The following is a 1,248-nucleotide window of genomic DNA, read 5'->3' as shown; positions in this document are numbered from 1 at the left end:
GCTTGGGTTCATGGGGTGGTTGCAACACCGATGGTTGGAGGGTGTTGTGGCTGGTCGGGTAGGTCGGGTGCCGTTGTTGCGGGATGTGCGGGTGCGGTTTTGGGAGCAGGTGCGGGCGGGGCGGGCTGTGGCGCCTGCCTCATGGGCGGTGGGTGTGTCGCACCGGACGGGGCAGCGGTGGTTCGCCGAAGCTGGCGGGGTGATCGGTAACGCACCCCGTGAGCTGGGGAGTCGGTATCTGTCGGCGGCGGAGCGGGAGGAGATCTCACTCGGCCTGGCCCGGGATGAGGGAGTCCGGGAGATCGCGGGCCGGCTGGGTCGGTCACCGTCGACGGTCAGCCGGGAGATCACGCGCAACGGCGGTCCGGATCGGTATCGGGCGCATCGGGCCGAGGCGGCCGCTCGGGAGCGGGCCAAGCGACCGAAGACCGCGAAGCTGGCCACTGCCGGTGGTAACGCCGAGTTGCGGGATTATGTGCAGGCCGGGTTGCGCCGGGAGTGGTCGCCGGAGCAGATCTCGGCGAGGCTGAAGTTGGAGTCCCCGGATCGACCGGAGATGCAGGTGTCACACGAGACGATCTACCAGGCCCTCTATGTCCAGTCCCGGGGTGCGCTGCGCCGGGAGCTGGTGGTGTGCCTGCGCACCGGGCGAGCGCTGCGCAAACCCCGCCGGCAGGCCCAGGCCCGCCGGTCCCGGATCCCGGACCCGGTCGCGATCAGTGACCGGCCCGCCGAGGCCGCGGACCGGGCGGTGCCCGGGCACTGGGAAGGCGACCTGATCCTCGGGGCGGCCAACGGCTCGGCGATCGGGACGCTGGTGGAGCGGACCAGCCGGTTCTGTCTGCTGCTGCACCTGCCTGACGGGCACGACGCGGCCGCGGTGCGGGACGCGATGATCCATGCCATCCACACCCTGCCTGAGCAGCTGAAACGATCGTTGACCTGGGATCGGGGCACCGAGATGGCCCGGCACGCCGAGATCACCCTGGCCACTGACCTGGCGATCTTCTTCGCCGACCCGCACTCGCCGTGGCAGCGCGGGTCGAACGAGAACACCAACGGTCTGCTCCGTCAGTACTTCCCCAAAAGCACCGACCTCTCCGTTCATACCGCCGAAGATCTCGCTGCTGTCGCTGCCCGGCTCAACGACCGTCCCCGCAAGACTCTGAACTGGCTTACCCCGCAGGAAAAGATCAACATGCTACTGTCCGATGTAGAGCATGTTGCAACAACCACATGAATCCACCC

At 68.4% G+C, this 1,248-nt stretch carries 1 protein-coding gene; it reads left to right on the top strand.

The genetic code is table 11. The features are described 5' to 3' along the window. Positions 1-10: 10 nt before the first annotated feature. Positions 11-1,240 carry an IS30 family transposase gene (locus ACLJQF_RS48825; protein WP_410617523.1) on the top strand — a complete coding sequence of 410 codons (1,230 nt, stop codon included), beginning with the start codon at positions 11-13 and terminating at the stop codon, positions 1,238-1,240. The last annotated feature ends 8 nt before the right edge of the window (positions 1,241-1,248 follow it).

It is taken from the genome of Amycolatopsis sp. lyj-109, from assembly GCF_046548995.1.
Lineage (GTDB): Bacteria > Actinomycetota > Actinomycetes > Mycobacteriales > Pseudonocardiaceae > Amycolatopsis.
This window is presented reverse-complemented; position numbering and strand designations above follow the sequence as displayed.

What these genes read in the sequence shown, in the direction of transcription:
- ACLJQF_RS48825 (WP_410617523.1), top strand. Translation starts at nt 11, where the DNA reads ATGGGGTGGTTGCAACACCGATGGTTGGAGGGTGTTGTGGCTGGTCGG.